The sequence below is a fragment of the Bradyrhizobium japonicum USDA 6 genome (assembly GCF_000284375.1).
GTDB classification, from domain to species: Bacteria; Pseudomonadota; Alphaproteobacteria; order Rhizobiales; family Xanthobacteraceae; genus Bradyrhizobium; species Bradyrhizobium japonicum.
On the sequence record NC_017249.1, the window covers coordinates 3,452,953 to 3,467,651 of the forward strand.

A 14,699-nucleotide genomic window follows, 5' to 3' on the forward strand; every position below is an offset into this window, starting at 1 on the left:
CACGCGATGGTGCATATTCCATCCTTGTTCGATGTTGGTAGCGTTACCCATGCCGGACGGGTGCGGGAGCGGAACGAGGATTCATGTCTGGTACGAACCGACGTCGGCCTTTGGGCGGTCGCCGACGGTATGGGTGGTCACGAGGCCGGCGATCTCGCCAGTCGCATTGTAGTGCAGTCGCTTGACGCGATCGGCACGCCAGAATCAGCCGCAGACCTGCTGGCGGAGTGCGAGGAGCGGCTGTTCAGCGCAAACCAGCAGATACTTGCGCTAAGTCATGAACGACAGGGTGCCACCGTCGGGACCACGGCGGCGGTTCTGCTCGTTCGCGATAGCTACTATGCCTGCATATGGGCGGGTGACAGCCGGGTCTACCTGATCAGTCGTGGCGCAATTAGCCAAGTGTCGCATGATCACAGTGAACTGGAGGAACTGATCGCCGAAGGTGCGCTGTCGCGCGAAGACGTGAATGATTGGCCGAGCAATGCCATTACTCGTGCCGTCGGTGTCGCCGATGATCCGGAATTTGAGGTGGTGACTGGCCCGGCCGAGCCGGAGGATATCTTCGTGATCTGCAGCGATGGCCTGACCAGGCACGTGCAAGACGACGAGATCCTGCAGCACGCAGCTACGCGACGCGCCCAGGCGGCTTGCGATGACATGCTCGCGCTGGCTCTTGATCGTGGCGGACTTGACAACGTGACGATTGTGATCGTGCGACTGCTGACGCCACGATCTCAGGAGGCGACAAGATCTCCACTCAATCGGGAGCCGCAACCATGACCCCGAACGATCCGTTCCGATCGTCCTATCACGGCGTGCCGCCCGGCACACGTCTCAACGGCATTTACGAGATCGAAGCGGTGATCGGCGCGGGCGGCATGGGGGAGGTCTACAAATGCCGTGAGATCCAGACTGGATCGCCTGTTGCGGTGAAAATGCTGCTGCCCGACATGGTTGATAACGAGGCGGCGCTCGCGCTGTTCCGTCGAGAGGCCGCGGCACTCCACAATCTTCCGCATGACGCGATCGTTCGCTACTTCCTGTTTACCGTGGAGCCGGTGCTGCAGCGACCTTATCTCGCGATGGAATTCGTGAATGGCCGCTCGCTCTCGAACATGCTCGATGATGGGCCGTTGACCTTCGAGGCGCTGATCAGGCTGATGCAGCGAGTCGCATCGGGACTGGAAGCCGCCCATGAGCACGGCATCATCCATCGTGACGTTTCTCCGGACAACATCATCGTTCCGCTCGACGACGTCAGGCGGGCCAAGATCATCGACTTCGGCATCGCGCGGTCGACCCAGATGGGTGACAAGACCATCATCGGCTCGGGCTTCGCCGGCAAGGACAATTACGCATCGCCGGAACAGGTTGGGTTGTACGGCAATGACGTGACTGCGAAATCCGATGTCTACAGCTTCGGTCTTGTGCTGTTCCATGCGCTGACCGGACAGAAACTCGACATGGGCGGCAGCCAGTTTCAACTGGTGGAGAAGCGCCGGCGTGTGCCCGATCTCGGTGCGGTTGATATGCGGATCCGGCCTTTGCTGGAGCGGATGCTGCAGCCTGATCCGGCATTGCGCCCGACCATGGGGGAGGTCGCCAGCTGGACGCCAACCGGTTCGGCCCAGACACCGGCCGCGCCGTTATATGGCTTCGATCCGCTACGGCGGCCGGAAAGCGCGGCGCCGGCGTCGCAGGATAGGATGCCGTCGACCGCGCGGAGCGCGCGCGGCCTCTGGCTGGGGGCGGGCGTGGCGGCGTTGTTGCTGCTGGTCGGCGGTGGCGGATATGCCTTCTACAAGCTGGTCTGGTCAGCGCCCGGCACCGCGACCTTGCCGCCACCTCCGAAACTCGCCGGAACAATGGTGCCGCCGAAGGTCGAGCCCGCTGGACCACAGTCCGGACGCCAAGAGACAGAGAAGTTGTCCGCGCAGCCGACGGCAACGCCGTCTCCGGCACTCGATGGGCCGGGGCGAGCTGAGCGCATCCGCAAATACGTGGCCCAATATTCTGGCGGTGACTGCTTCTTTGTCTTGCCGATTGCTGTGAGCCCAAATGCGGCCGTCATCGAAGGGTTCGGTTCCTCGACCGCCCCATTCGACACTTTCGACAAAGCATTTCGGCGTGAGCAGGGTTTCGAAGCTTCGGTCGGCGTCAGGCAAGTGACCCAGGCGCAATGCCCAGCCGTCAAGTTCTTGAGTCAGGTCGGGAGCGATCAGGCGCGAATGCCACGCATCACCCTGTCAGCGACAGAGCTGAAGGGCGGTGAAACCCTCAATGGGACCATTGAGAACTTTGCCAACCGCGTGGTGGAACTGCTCATGGTGTCGGATCGCGGCGAAGTCCAGAGCCTCTCATACCTTCTGAAGCCGGGCATCGACTCACTTTCGTTTACGCTCCCGACAGCGCGCGCGAGCGGTCCGCAACTGCTGTTGGTCGTGGCGGTTCCGCAGGTTCTGGACTCATTGCGCCAGCCGAGGCCGATGGCTGCCGACACGTTCTTTCTGCAGGCACTAAGCGAGGCTCAGCGCAACAAGGTGACCGTCATCGCGGCCGCGCGCTACGTGCTGCTCACCAATTGACCGGCACGTTCAGAATGTTCCGATCACCAGGATTTTCAGGTCGGCATCCGGCTTGAAGTCGCTTGCCGTATATTCAAGCATGTTTCCGGCAGCAGGCGATGCCTTTAGCCGCCCAGGACAGAAGCTCACCAAACGGTCGCTGCCGCCTGGGTCGATTGTCAGTTTGAATGAGCGGATCGGCCCGGCCCAATTCGCGCCGGTCTTGAGCACATACGATATGCGCCGCTCCTGCAGCTTCGCGCTGTTGGTCTGGTTACTGCCCGCGCGCTTGTCGAGTTCGGCGAGGAACGTATCCTGGACGCAGTATTCTTTCCGGTAACGGGCGACTTCCTGAGCGAGTGCGCCGCTGCGGCGCAGGCTCGAGCGCAGGATGGTGTCGGGACTGGAGCCGACGCTCGGCCGGTACTGGTGTTCGACCAAGACGGTGCGCGTGGGCGGAAACACCTGCTGGCGCACAGCCGAGGTCTTGACAACCCAACCCGGCGCATACTGCTGCCGACCGTTGTCGCTCATTCCGGCAGGTATCAGAAGTCCGTCGTCCACGAGCCGGGCCCGCGTCGCCTCGGGCAGGTCGTTCACCCGGATCTCGCGGCTACCAATCGGCAGCAGCGGCAACTTGAGTTCGCGGAGCAGGGCACTGACATCCCTGTTGCCGACCATGGCGCGCTGATCGACGGTCAGCGGCGCCGGGCTGCTATCCACCTTGGTCTCGAAGTCGACGAAGTTGATCGGATCATTTGACGGCAGTGCGATGTTCTCAGCCTCCGACAGGTCGATGTCGGGCAGCGGGAAGGCAACGGTAAGTGTGACCGGCTTGGCGGTGACGTTGGCGAATTGGTAGCGAACGCTAACCCTGTCGAGTGCGATACGAAGGTTCTCGCTCTCCATGGCCACGTCATTGGTGCGCACGAACTGGAGCCCGCCGATCGACAATTCCGCAGCCGAGTCGTTGGCGCGTGCCGGCCAGCCCGTCGCGGCCAGCAGCGCGACCATCAAGGCCCATATCCAGAACGATGGTCGGGCGGAGGGGCCATGCGGCAAGCTAGTATCGATGCGGCGTCGCAGCATATGCTGGTTCCATCCGATGCGGGTCAATCGATCGGCTGATAAAGATCGCCCCACTCGGACTTCCAGACCCCGTCTGGATCGCACACTACGAGTGCGAGCTTTACGTCGTTTGCCAGTCGGATCGCGCCGCGAAAAGCATCCTGAGCCGGCAACTGCGCGCTGACCTGGTCGGTGGTCAGCCGTCCCCCGCTCGCGGCGGCCGGCAGCACGATCGATCCGGAGATGCCGTCATTGTCGCGTTTCAGGACAAGCGTGATCGCGTCGGGCTGGACTTCGCTCACCTGCTCAAATCTATTCCGGGCCATGTTTTGCACCGCAAGCTGAAGACATTTCGGACTATCACCGTCCAGTGATAGATTGAACGTGATTGAGATTGCTCACCACTAATTGACGCGCCGCATCAACGGCATCTCGGATTAGTCGATCCGACGCGGCGATCGGTTCGGGGTACATTGAGGCGAACATGCTTCGTCCAAATCATTGGATCTTGGTCTTCATCGTTGGCGTTGGCATTCTTGGAACCAAGGCGTACGCCGACGATACCGTTGTACGCAGCTTTGCCGGCGGTTCGGCTGCTTCCATGGTCGGCATCGTCCCGGCCAGCGAGGACGTGGAACTCGCGGGACCGCAAGCACTCAGCGCCGACGGGCAGGGCAACCTGTTTGTGCTCGATCAGATCAACGGTCGCATCCTCCAATTTGATCCGAAACAGCCAAGCTCAGATCCTGACGTCCTCAAGATGCCGAAGGACGTGCAGCCGACCGATCTCGTGGTCCACAACGACGACATTATGGTCTGGGACGGCGGCGTACGGACGCTGAAGGCGGCGCCGGGGCAATCCACGCGCGGTCTCGGCGGTGATGTGATCCAGCTTGAAGAGGTATCGAGCCGCGGCGCGGATGATCAGGTCGCCGTCTCCGCTTTTGCCCAGATGGGATCACAGGCGCCCGGCAGCGCGGCCGACCTGCTCGACCAGAATACCCGCGCGGCGATCGTCAGGACGACGCGGCAGCCCGACCGGCAATATGTGGCTTCTCGAAGCAAGGGCTCGGTGATCGCCGACATCATTCCGGACAAGGGCAATGCCAGCGTACGGGTCGAAATCCAGACCATGGTCACCAACGAGACGATCGGCCAGCTCGGCCTGCGGGTGCGCAACCAGCTCGGCACGGTGGAGTTTCTCGAGATCGACAACAGTGACCGCTTCTACGTCCTGGCCGAGGACGTTCCGCCATCGGGAAAGAACGCCTCCACGTTCGTGGCACGCTATGCCGCGAACGGGCGTCTCGAAGGAATCTATGAGCTTCCTTTGGAAAACACGCCGCTGACCCGGCGGTTCGTAACGGTTTCGGGCGATGGCGATGTCTATTTCCTGCGGACCAAACCGGACGGTATTGAAGTGGTCGGCGTGGGCTTCAGGCCTCTGACCAACGCTTCGATTATCGACGTGCGGCCGTCGCGAACGGCAGCCGCGCCGGCATCGCAATCCGGCGTCAAATTCGACGCGTCGGCCGCCGTGAGACCGTCCAATCGCCAGCAGGCGATCGAGACAGCGTTTGCGTTCGAGGGCATCCAGTGGAAGCTGACGCAGGCGAATTACGGCAACGATCCCGACAGCCAATGCAGCGGCTTCAGCCGTGTTCGTAGGCCGTGGTATCTGCAGGGAAAGATGAACCAGGAGGTCCGCGGCGTACCCTATTGCTGGGGCTGCCATGGTTCGCTCGCGAACTTCCGGCAGCGGATCGAGAACGGAACGCTGGCTGGCAATGTGTGCACTCGCAATGCGCCACGGCCGGATGTGGCTGGCGTCGATTGTTCGGCATTCGTCAGCGCCGCGTGGGGGCTCTCCGTCCACTACACGACTGCCGCTATTCCCGCGATCGCAGCGCCCGTGGCAAATCCCTGGGACCTGAGGCCCGGCGATGCGCTGAACAAGCCGGGCTCGCACGTGATGTTGTTCCTGCGGTTCACGCCTGATCGCAAGGCCGAGGTGATGGAATCCTCGACCGGTGGCTGCAACGGCCGCGTCTGCCGCAACGTCTACCCGTTGGCGAGCCTGCTTTCGCGCGGCTACGTTCCGGTCCGCTTTCGAGCCTTCGCGGACGATCAGACGGCAGTTTCAGCGAGCGCCTATCAGGAGACCGAACAATCGCCGGCGGGCCGCAAAACGGCAAGTAAAAGGCGCTGAACCCAGTGTGTCGCCAGAGCTACAAAATGGGTAGGCATGATGTCGAGGTGGATCACGATGCGGATGCCCAGAGGACTTGATTGCGGGATCACGCGGCTATGCGCCACCATCGGGCTCGCTGCGCTGATCGGGCTGATAACCCCGCACGCGCATGCGGCAGGAGGACTTTCGATCAGCAATCCGGACGGGGCGGCGGTGCGCGCGCTGGTGATCGGGATCGATGATTATCAGCACGTGCGGAAATTGAAGGGCGCGGTCGCTGACGCCACTGACATCGTGACCAGCTTGAAAAGCATGGGGGTTGGCGACGTCGTCGTACTGACGAACGCCCAGGCTGACAGGGCAAGCGTCCTGCGCGAGATCAGTGCGCTGGTGGAGCGAACCAAGAACAACGACCTCATCTTTCTGTCGATCGCCGGTCATGGCACCCAGGAACCGGAGCGCGTCAAGGGCTCCGAGCCCGACGGAATGGAAAACGTGTTCCTGCTGCCAGGCTTTGAAACTACGCCAACCGGGTCGGTCGAACGTGTTCTAGGCAGTGAGTTCAACCATTTCATCCGGCAGTTCGAGCTGCGCGGGGCGAGGGTGATCTTCGTGGCTGATACCTGCCACGGCGGCGGTATGGTGCGCGATATCGATCCGCGTGCCGCTGAGATGAGCTTCCGGCAGGTCCCGCGCTACACGTTGCTGGTCGACGAACTGAAGCCGGTGTCGGACAGCAACGATCCGAAGTCAGAACTCGATCTTGACCACACGGCGTTTCTGGCTGCGGTGGACCGCTACACCAAGGCGCCGGAAGTCCGCATCCCTGGCATCGATGGCCTGCGCGGGGCTCTCAGCTATGCGGTCGCGCGGGCGGTGGAGGGGAGCGCGGACATCAATCACGATGGGAAGGTGACGCTCAAGGAGCTCTTCAGCAATGTTCGACAGGTGGTCTATCAGCTCTCGGACCAGCGCCAGAACATCGTGACCATATCATCGCCGCCTCAGACGCCGGATACCGACGTCGCCTTCGAATTGACGCGCGGTGTCGTGCTGATTCAGGGGCCGGCCGCGAGAGCGGCCTCTGGGTCGGCCGGATCCGGGGCCATCGAGGGACAGGCGCCCGTGCCGCCGGCTGTCACGGCCAAGGCATCAACCATTCCGACCCTTGCCGCGGCGGCGACCAAGGAACTTCCGGCCGGCGACGCGCCGGGGCCTCTCCGCCTCGCTGCACCAATCCGGCTGGCGGCGCTCGACGGCAAGACGAGCTATTTTGTAAGCGTGAAGCCAAAGGATATTCCCGTGCAGGCGGTTCAACCGACGGACAATCCCGACCTGATCTGGGATCCCGTGTCGCACGATGTGATCGCGTGGGGCGACGTGGTCGCCTACGGGATCGACGTTGCAAACCTGCCGACGGTAGTTGACCGGACAGCGGCAATTCGTGAACTGAAACGCATTGCGACCCGGTCACCGCAGATCATGCGTATCTGGCCGGACGATCGCCAACAGCGTGCTGGCCAGACTGTCGAAGTTGATCTGTCTGATGTGGGGTCAAGAGCGGTGCTGCTGTTCAATGTGTCTGGCGATGGCACCATCCAATTGTTGTATCCGGTGGGTTCTGATGCGGCGCTGGCCCGATCTGCGAGTTTGCGCCTACCGCTCAGGGTCGGCGAGCCGTTCGGTGCGGAACAGATCGTTGCGGTGACCTCGCAGCAACGCATGGTCGATCTTGAGACAGCCCTAATGCAGTTCAACCGGCGTCGCGCCTCGGGGCAAGTGATCAAGAGTCTCGAGCGTTACTTGCCCGCAGACGCGCGAATCGCCTCGATCAGCTTCTTCAGTGCTCCCTGACTCTTAGGGAGCAGGCCATGCCGTCATCGCAGCCGATCCGCCAGGCGCGACCATGGCTCGCATTCCTGCTGCTACTGGCGGGTAGCGGAGCTGCCCCCGCAGCACCATTGCCGACGGCGTCGTTGCATGTCGGCACGACGTACGCACGTTGGCTTTGGCCCGTACAAGCGGTGCGCGGGCAGACCAATACCGCGAGTGTGTCGCTTCAGATCCGGCCGAGCGAGACCGTCAATGTCGGCGGCAAGGTCTCGTTCGGCGTCACCGCCAGGAAGACCGGATATCTCATTTTGGTCGATGTCGACGCGGAAGGGCGGATGTCCCAGATCTTTCCGACCCCCGAGCTATTGGCGCAGTCGAACGAACGCGACATCAATCTCGTCAAGCCGGGTGTCGAATTTGTTGTTCCTGCCCCGGCGGCGCGACAGCGTGGTTTTGAATATATCGTCGCACCGCCGACGGGGTCCGCAGTGATGATCGCCATCCTGAGCGAGCGACGCGTGCAATTGCTCGATTTGCCGGACATGCCCCGCAAGCTGGAAGGTCAGGCCGACGCGTTGAGCTATCTATCGGCCTGGACCAGCGAGCTACGCGTGCCGGACAGCAGCAGCGGAAAGCTGGTGACGAACAATTGGTCGTTCGACGTCAAATCTTATTCCATCAAGTGAGTCCCGTGAAGCTTGGGTTATAGCTTGCTCAGTCGGCTGAAGAAGCCGCCCCGGGCGATCATGTAATGAATGTCCTTTGGAAAGGGAAAAGCGCTGCGAACGTTGGAAATTGCGTGCTGGAGGAATTCCCCGCGCTGCGGCGCTGGCTTATGCCGCGGCTGATCCGCGACCTGCGGTATCATGAAGCGATCCACGAAAGCCGGGTCAAGATCGTTGACCCTGACCATCTGGCCAAATGCCGGGAACAGGTCGTAATGACCCAAGCTTACGCTGAGATTCTTGAGGGCAGGGCGCTGAGGCTGAGTTTGATTGCCATCGGTCGTCGCCAGCCCACGCCCGATCAGGTCCAGCTTCACCGATTGCGGCAGAGTTGATGGACCATACACGATCTCGAGCGCCCGGCCGCTCTGTCCGGACAGCCATTGGTACCAGAAGGTCGCATCGTCGGGCCGCGCATTGGCACCGTAGAGGCAGTCAAATCCCCAACAGGCCGTCAGCTTGCCCTGATACTTTCCAAGGCTCCCGACGAGATTGCGCATGCCGTTACCGCCGCCGGAGTGGCATGCGATGATGAGCTTGCCGATCTGGAGCTGAGGAATGGACGTCGAAGAGAGACCCAGGAACCTGGCAAGAGCTCCAAGGATCTCCTCGAGATAGCGTTCGCCCCAGTTCGCGGTTGCCAGGTCAGACACGCTGTAGTTTCCGGCAAAGGTGTCGCCAACGGCATATTCGTAGCCCAGGAACGGCGCGATAAGCACTACGTCCTTGCCGGAATCCCGGACCTGTTCGCGCAGCCGCGCTGGATCGCTGTGGAAGAGGAATTCATGGTTTTTGACATAGAAGCCGTGAAGCCAGATCACGACGTCGAACTTGGCGGCAGATGTTGGGTGCTTTGGCGGAAGATAAACCGCCGTCGGCTTCATGCCGGGGGCCTGCCGCTTCGTGAAGAGCGTCACCCCGGGAAAGGCGTTGGCGTCCTTTTGCTCAAGCTCACACGCAACCACGCAGGTCGCTCCGCTTCGGCCAATCCAGGCACGGACCTGGCTGACCTGGTATTAAGCTCTGCTGCCCGTCACACACCTTCTCGGCACCAAAATCTGCGCGGCCTCCTGGCCTTCCATGACGCCGCGGCAGCCTTGCGCGTTGCTAGCGGCAGGACTCGACATTACCCACGTTGCCCCCGGGGCCGCCGCCGCCACGGTATTCGAGGTGGCAGCCGCTTCTAACCTGACGGCACAGAGATTGATCACAAACGATCTGACCACTGCCGCCGCCGCTGTTCTTCGCAGTTGCTTGTCGCCGCGGAACGTCGGCTGTTGGCTCCGGTCTCTCGCGGGCCGAACGATCTGCACGTGACGGACGTTCGTCCGTGTTGCGCTTTGCAACCGGTTTCTTCCCGCGTCGTTTCTCGCATTCATTGTCGTCGTTGAGGAACGAACCCTCGGCACAGGTGATCCTGCTGCACTGGTCACCGTCAGCCTTGTAGCCATGATCACAGATCAGGGGACAGACCCGGGACGGCTTGAGCTTGATTGCGTCAAGCGCGTCGAGACTTGCGAGCTTGGCGTCGAATTTGGTTCCCGCGTGCTGGTTGAAGAGAGCCAACGAGCGCTGTGAGGTCGCATTCCATTGGCCATTGACGGCGCCGGTGAAGCAGCCGACGCGGCTCAATTCGCCTTGCAAGGACTTGGCGATATCTACGGGCTTGGCGATATCGGCCTTTGTGACATCGGTCCGGCGCGGCTCGTCGCTCAGCGCGGCAAGCTTGGGCGTCTTGCTGTCCTCAGCGGGCGCAGCAGCCGCAGGGTTATCCGCGACGGTACTCTCAACAGCCGGCTTATTCCCGGAGAGTGCAGCGACGATCGTAGATTCGGATGAAATACGTTTCCGTTCCGCCTCGGCGGCCTGCTCCTGCGCCGCTTGCTTCGTCTTCTCGGCCGCAATCCGGGCCTCTTCCGCAGCCTTCAGATCCGCGGCCGCCTTCTCCTGGTCTGCACGCTGGGCGCCCTGGGACATCAGGCGAGCTTGCTGCTGCTCGGCCTGCTGCGCTTTCGCCGTGGCCGCGACGCGTGCGTCCTCGGCGTCGAGCTGGTTGAGCTGCAGCTTGGCCAGATTTGAGTAGTATCCGTCCGGATGTTGGGTCAGGAACGCGTTCAGAGCAGGCTTGTTGCGGAGCTGCAAGGCCAATTCGTAATCACGACGAATTTCCGACTGGGCGTTGGCTGCCTGTATCGGCTCCTCGGCCTTGGTAGCCGGAACAAGCGCAACGTCTTCGCCGCCGAGCGAGCCGTAGACATAGGGCTCCTGTCGGTTGCCGGTGGCTTGCAAGACATCGTCGCGGACGAAGCCGAAAGCCCTTCGCAAGTCGAGCCCCGGCTTTGCGATGTACTTCACGAGGGCCGTTGCGTACGGACTATTCTGGCTGTTGCCATCGAGTGCGGTCAGTCCCGCTTTCGCGGCAAACGCGATCAGCGTGTTGGAGACGGTGGGCTCGACCCTGGCCAGTCCGCGGCTGATCGATCGCGAGGCAACTGTACGCTTCATCGAGTCGGCAAACGGATTGTTGCGGCACGCGTCGACGATCACCACGCGTAGTTGCCTCGCCGGCTCAATCGCCAGCAGGACGCGGTCGAGCGAGAATGCTTCGTCATAGATGTCGGTGTCACGTTCGAGTCTGGCGTCGGTCGGGATCAGATAGTTTGTCCCGTCGATCTCGATACCGTGGCCAGCGTAGTACACCAGGGCTATGTCGGCATTGCGGGCCTGATCGGCGAATTCTCTCAAGGCCCGCCGCATATCAGTCGCGGCGAGGTTAAGCCTTGAGTCAACCACATCGAAACCCGCTCCCTTCAAGGTCGCGGTGATAGCCGCAGCGTCGTTGGCCGGGTTTGGGAGCAGAGGGGCGTTTTGATAGTTGGCATTGCCGACCACCAAAGCTACGCGTTTTGTCGCCCAGGCTGGCTGAGAGGCCAGGAACAGCGAAGCGGCGAGAAGAAGCAAAACTCGAAGGTGCCTGTACACTCTCATGGCGAACACTCAACCTATGCCCGTAGAATGGTGACGTCGCGAAGATCGCCGCGTGAGAAACAATTCCTGAATTCGTACGCTACTGGCGGCTGCCCATCTGCATACAGTACCAATCTCGAGCCCGATCCATTCCTATCTGTTGTTGCGAAATGCGGACGCGTTCAAAAGGCATGGAAGATATTGCGCCGGGCGTTGTGCGCCGATTCATCTGGATGGTAGGCGCCCGCCAGTGCTTTGCTGAGGGCGCGATCGCAATATAAAACATTGATATAAAACAGCTATTTTCTTTGGGGCTGCTCGTGGCAGCGCAGCACAAGGCCTCTGGCGTGGTTCAAACTTGAGTTCCGCTGAGCCGCACATCGAGGAGACGTGAAGCCCGGTGTCAGGCGCGCGGATCAATCGTCCTGGTCGAGAGCTCCCGCCCGGCCTGATGAACTCGCCGCCCGAGTCCCGCGGGGATCAGACTTGCAGGGATTAGAAAAGGCGTTGCAGCGGCATAGACGTCATATTCAGGGAAGGCCAGTCTTAGAATCCGCTCTTCGTTGATCATTCGTCGGTACTGAATCATCGCAACCACGATGGCGATGAGCACGGCAAGTGGTGAAAGGACCTGAAGTGTGACACCGGCTAACGCAATCCCCTCACATAGGTAGAGGGGATGCCGGACGACTCGATAAGGCCCCTCCGTCACAAGGCGCCTCGCCTCCGGTAGAATGCTGAAGGATTTGCCCAACCAGCGGAGTACCACGATAGAAAGCGAGATCCCCACCAGGATCAACGTCGTGGACAGAGCCGACCAGATCGGGCCGAGCTCTGCCTTCGGGAGAAAGGCGAGTGCGACGGTCGGAAATGCGCCCAGCAAGGCCGAGACCCGCATCTCAACACCCTTCGACTTCATCGTCGGGACCAGCCGGGTCATGGTTGTCAGTGCAACGAGTCCGAGGAACAGGACGTTGGCAATACTGGCTGCGATCATCAGCAAGTTGTCCACGCTGCCCAACGGAAGGCGATGGATGCTGGCGGCGCCAATGAGAGCAGATCCGCCATAGACGATCACGATGGCCACCCTGGAGGTCCAGTCCAGCCAGGGATTGACGCCGCCGGCGATCCGGTTCCTGGCTGTCCCCTCCTGGCCGACCTTGGCGTCAGTCACAGCAGTGATCTCGCTCGCTCAAAATCTGCCTCACTAAACGCCAGGCCCCTGGAGAGGTCAATTGGCTGGCCACATCTCCGAGCGCGGCCACACCAGCCAGTCCCATGCGGTTCCACATTCCGCGGACCTTCCGGATCTTCGAGTGGTCATTGAACCGAACCTGTCGTGGCGACACGAATGATAAAGCGCATAATTAAACAGTAGTACTGCCATGGGTTTGCACGGATTCGTGAATTTGCGCCGAATCTTGTTCCTTCTTCCTGTGCTGCTGCTCTTCTTCTGTCAGCCGGCGTGGGCGGGGATTCGCGTCGCACTTGTCATTGGCAATTCTGCCTACAAAAACGCGGCGCCACTTTCGAATCCCGTCAATGACGCTGCGATTGTCGAGGCGACACTCAAGAACGCAGGTTTTGACGTTGTGCAAACTCGCCGGGATCTTCAGGCGATCGAGATGCGGCGAACGCTGCGCGATTTTGCCGATCAGGCTCGCGACGCAGATGTGGCCGTTATCTACTACGCCGGTCATGGTATGGAGATCGAAGGTACGAACTATCTGATCCCGGTCGACGCCACCCTCGAGCGCGATACGGATGTGTACGATGAGGCGTTTTCGCTCGATCGCGTCATGCTGGCCATCGAACCGGCAAGGCAGCTGCGACTTGTGATCCTCGACGCTTGCCGCAACAATCCTTTCTCCGAAAAGATGAAACGGACGGTCGGCTCGCGGTCCATCAGCCGGGGACTTGCCCGAATTGAGCCAGCGACGGCGAATACTCTGGTTGCCTTCGCCGCCAAGGCTGGCTCGACAGCGTCGGACGGCAACAGCAAGAACAGTCCTTACGCTTCCGCATTGGTCAAATATATCGGGACTCCGGGACTGGATTTGCGCAGAGTGTTCGGCTTCGTTCGCGACGACGTCATGAAAGCGACGGGCAATCGGCAGGAGCCCTATGTTTACGGCACGCTTGGCGGCGACGACGTGCCGCTGGTGCCCGCCAAGGAAACAGCCAAGGAGCCAACCAGGGAACCAGCCGGAGAGCCAGCCAAGGAGGCCGCGAAGGAAGCTGCCCCATCGACTACGCTGCGATCCGAAATACGGCGCGACTACGAGCTCGCGCTGCAGGTTGGCAACAAGGACGCACTGAACTTCTTCATCGTCCAGTATCCGGATGGTTACTACGCGAATCTCGCAAAGCTTCAGCTCGCCAAAATCGATGCGGAGGAGAAGCGTGTTGTTGCGGCCGAAAAGGCGCGTCAGGCCGAGCAGGAGCAGGCGCGGCTCGTCAACGAGGGCGCACAACAGATGCAACTTGCCAAGGCTGCGTCGGATCTGAAGGCAGCGCAGGAAGCTCGGGCCGCCGCCGAGGCCGCCAAGGAAACCGCACAGCATCAGGCTGCTCAAGCCGAACAAAGGCGTGTCGCGGCTGAAACGGCAGCTGCCGCGAAGAACGCTGCACCATCAGCAACAGGGCAGCCGCAAGAGGCGAAGGCAAACACGGACACAAAAGTGGCAGCGCTCCCCAATCCACAGGCTCCCGTGCCGCCACCTTCGCCAGCCGAGCTGGCAAAATCGGTGCAAACCGAATTGCGCCGGGTCGGCTGCCTGACGGGATCGGCCAGTGGGGAGTGGGATGCGGCGTCGCGGCGCTCGCTTGAGCTGTTCAATCAAAGCGCCGGCACCAAGTTCGATACCAAGGCCGCGAGCGCCGATGCGCTCGATGCGATCAAGCTCAAGCCGGCGCGGGTTTGCCCCTTGATTTGCGGATCCGGCCTCAAGCGTGATGGCGATCACTGTGTCAAGATTACCTGCGCTGCGGGTTACTTTCTGAATGGCGACGATGAATGCGAGAAGCGCAAGGTCCGTCAGGCCCCGTCCGCAAGACTTGAACGAAGGGAGAGGGAGGCTGCTCCTGCAAGACCCGCAAGACCCGAGGCCAGCGCAAGCAACAAGCCGGAAGGCGGCGGAATGCCATTCATGTTCTTCCTGCCCTGAAGATTTCAGCCGATACAGTGTAGGGCCGTGTTCAAGCATGCCGTTCGAGTCTGCATCGGCCATTCTGAGCGTAAGCCCGGCTCTAGACTTTCCTTGCGCAGACTTCCGGGTCTTCGCGACACATTTTCCAGCTGGTTTGGCCGACCCGTGCACGAAGCCAACATGCTCGTCTGACCCGATT

At 61.3% G+C, this 14,699-nt stretch carries 11 protein-coding genes; 6 read left to right on the plus strand and 5 right to left on the minus strand.

All coding sequences use genetic code 11. The features are described 5' to 3' along the window. Nucleotides 1-6 precede the first annotated feature (6 nt). Together BJ6T_RS16140 and BJ6T_RS16145 are read left to right on the plus strand one after the other, a co-directional pair. Nucleotides 7-783, plus strand: coding sequence for a PP2C family protein-serine/threonine phosphatase (locus BJ6T_RS16140; protein ID WP_014493500.1), 777 nt, complete (start codon nt 7-9; stop codon nt 781-783). Next, nucleotides 780-2,588 (plus strand): serine/threonine-protein kinase, encoded by a 1,809-nt coding sequence (locus BJ6T_RS16145; RefSeq protein ID WP_014493501.1) that lies wholly within the window; start codon nt 780-782, stop codon nt 2,586-2,588. The genes BJ6T_RS16140 and BJ6T_RS16145 overlap by 4 nt, the downstream gene beginning before the upstream one ends. 9 nt (nt 2,589-2,597) lie before the next feature. Here BJ6T_RS16145 and BJ6T_RS16150 read toward each other — a convergent pair whose 3' ends face one another. Beyond that, nucleotides 2,598-3,581, minus strand: a complete 984-nt coding sequence (locus BJ6T_RS16150) for a DUF4424 domain-containing protein (protein WP_014493502.1) — start codon at nt 3,579-3,581, stop codon at nt 2,598-2,600. Nucleotides 3,582-3,679: 98 nt separating this feature from the next. After that, complete coding sequence (locus BJ6T_RS16155) at nt 3,680-3,961, minus strand: hypothetical protein (RefSeq protein ID WP_028156828.1); 282 nt, start codon at nt 3,959-3,961, stop codon at nt 3,680-3,682. A gap of 158 nt (nt 3,962-4,119) precedes the next feature. Here BJ6T_RS16155 and BJ6T_RS16160 point away from each other — a divergent pair, with 158 nt between their 5' ends. The 3 genes from BJ6T_RS16160 (at nt 4,120) to BJ6T_RS16170 (ending at nt 8,345) form a co-directional block, all read left to right on the plus strand. After that, entirely contained in the window at nt 4,120-5,844 is a 1,725-nt protein-coding gene (locus BJ6T_RS16160; protein ID WP_014493504.1) for an NHL repeat-containing protein, read from the plus strand. Nucleotides 5,845-5,901: 57 nt separating this feature from the next. Further along, nucleotides 5,902-7,680 carry a caspase family protein gene (locus BJ6T_RS16165; RefSeq protein ID WP_014493505.1) on the plus strand — a complete coding sequence of 593 codons (1,779 nt, stop codon included), beginning with the start codon at nt 5,902-5,904 and terminating at the stop codon, nt 7,678-7,680. Nucleotides 7,681-7,802: 122 nt separating this feature from the next. Then, complete coding sequence (locus BJ6T_RS16170) at nt 7,803-8,345, plus strand: DUF4384 domain-containing protein (RefSeq protein ID WP_232577377.1); 543 nt, start codon at nt 7,803-7,805, stop codon at nt 8,343-8,345. 17 nt (nt 8,346-8,362) lie between these two features. On the opposite strand, the gene BJ6T_RS16175 is transcribed toward BJ6T_RS16170, so the two are convergent. From BJ6T_RS16175 to BJ6T_RS16185, 3 genes are all read right to left on the minus strand, one after another. Next, nucleotides 8,363-9,349: an alpha/beta hydrolase family protein gene (locus BJ6T_RS16175; RefSeq protein ID WP_014493507.1), complete on the minus strand. Its 987-nt coding sequence runs from the start codon at nt 9,347-9,349 to the stop codon at nt 8,363-8,365. Nucleotides 9,350-9,491: 142 nt separating this feature from the next. After that, nucleotides 9,492-11,372 carry a caspase family protein gene (locus tag BJ6T_RS16180; RefSeq protein ID WP_038935427.1) on the minus strand — a complete coding sequence of 627 codons (1,881 nt, stop codon included), beginning with the start codon at nt 11,370-11,372 and terminating at the stop codon, nt 9,492-9,494. A gap of 382 nt (nt 11,373-11,754) precedes the next feature. After that, the gene (locus BJ6T_RS16185) at nt 11,755-12,525 is read right to left on the minus strand and encodes a methyltransferase family protein (RefSeq protein ID WP_014493509.1); all 771 of its coding nucleotides are present in this window, start codon (nt 12,523-12,525) and stop codon (nt 11,755-11,757) included. Between the two features lie 211 nt (nt 12,526-12,736). Here BJ6T_RS16185 and BJ6T_RS16190 point away from each other — a divergent pair, with 211 nt between their 5' ends. Then, the gene (locus BJ6T_RS16190; RefSeq protein WP_014493510.1) at nt 12,737-14,518 is read left to right on the plus strand and encodes a caspase family protein; all 1,782 of its coding nucleotides are present in this window, start codon (nt 12,737-12,739) and stop codon (nt 14,516-14,518) included. The last annotated feature ends 181 nt before the right edge of the window (nt 14,519-14,699 follow it).

Excerpts from the sequence above, each read along its gene's own strand:
- BJ6T_RS16140 (WP_014493500.1), top strand. The coding sequence starts at position 7 with ATGGTGCATATTCCATCCTTGTTCGATGTTGGTAGCGTTACCCATGCC.
- BJ6T_RS16145 (WP_014493501.1), top strand. The coding sequence starts at position 780 with ATGACCCCGAACGATCCGTTCCGATCGTCCTATCACGGCGTGCCGCCC.
- BJ6T_RS16150 (WP_014493502.1), bottom strand. The coding sequence starts at position 3,581 with ATGGTCGCGCTGCTGGCCGCGACGGGCTGGCCGGCACGCGCCAACGAC.
- BJ6T_RS16155 (WP_028156828.1), bottom strand. The coding sequence starts at position 3,961 with ATGGCCCGGAATAGATTTGAGCAGGTGAGCGAAGTCCAGCCCGACGCG.
- BJ6T_RS16160 (WP_014493504.1), top strand. The coding sequence starts at position 4,120 with ATGCTTCGTCCAAATCATTGGATCTTGGTCTTCATCGTTGGCGTTGGC.
- BJ6T_RS16165 (WP_014493505.1), top strand. The coding sequence starts at position 5,902 with ATGCGGATGCCCAGAGGACTTGATTGCGGGATCACGCGGCTATGCGCC.
- BJ6T_RS16180 (WP_038935427.1), bottom strand. The coding sequence starts at position 11,372 with ATGAGAGTGTACAGGCACCTTCGAGTTTTGCTTCTTCTCGCCGCTTCG.
- BJ6T_RS16190 (WP_014493510.1), top strand. The coding sequence starts at position 12,737 with ATGGGTTTGCACGGATTCGTGAATTTGCGCCGAATCTTGTTCCTTCTT.